At 53.0% G+C, this 379-nt stretch carries 1 protein-coding gene; it reads right to left on the bottom strand.

Annotated features, from left to right (window positions below; genetic code table 11):
- The coding region (locus tag BHE85_RS18930) for a prophage tail fiber N-terminal domain-containing protein (RefSeq protein ID WP_171730063.1) at nucleotides 1-284 on the bottom strand (284 nt) is incomplete at its 3' end.
- Nucleotides 285-379: the final 95 nt, after the last annotated feature.

Here is a 379-nt window from a genome sequence, read left to right as displayed (position 1 = left end):
GCATCCTGTCGGGCTTTCTCCGCAAAACGTTGTGCATCATCACGGGCCGTTGCGGCTGCCGTCATATCCTGCGCCGTCTGCCGTGCGTTTCCGGCTGCGCTCCCGGCACTCTGCTGCGCCTGTTGCGCCAGCTCTTCGAATTTCTTCAGGGATTCCGGACGCAGGTCAATATTAGTTGCGCCCAGAAAATCATTCAGCGAACCGTCCGTTGAATCTTCATAAACGCGGATGACACCGATTTCTGAAAGGCGCCGTGTGCTTTGTGTCAGGCGAACGCTGTACACTGAGGTAGCCTGAGTTTAACGGACACTCCTTCCTGAAATAGAATGGCATCAGAAGGAGCTAATAATGAGCAGAAAAAACCAACGTTACTCTAAAG

This window comes from Shigella sp. FC1567, assembly GCF_001743015.1.
GTDB classification, from domain to species: domain Bacteria; phylum Pseudomonadota; class Gammaproteobacteria; order Enterobacterales; family Enterobacteriaceae; genus Escherichia; species Escherichia coli.
Note: the sequence above shows the minus strand (reverse complement) of the source record. Positions and strands in the feature narration are given on the sequence as shown.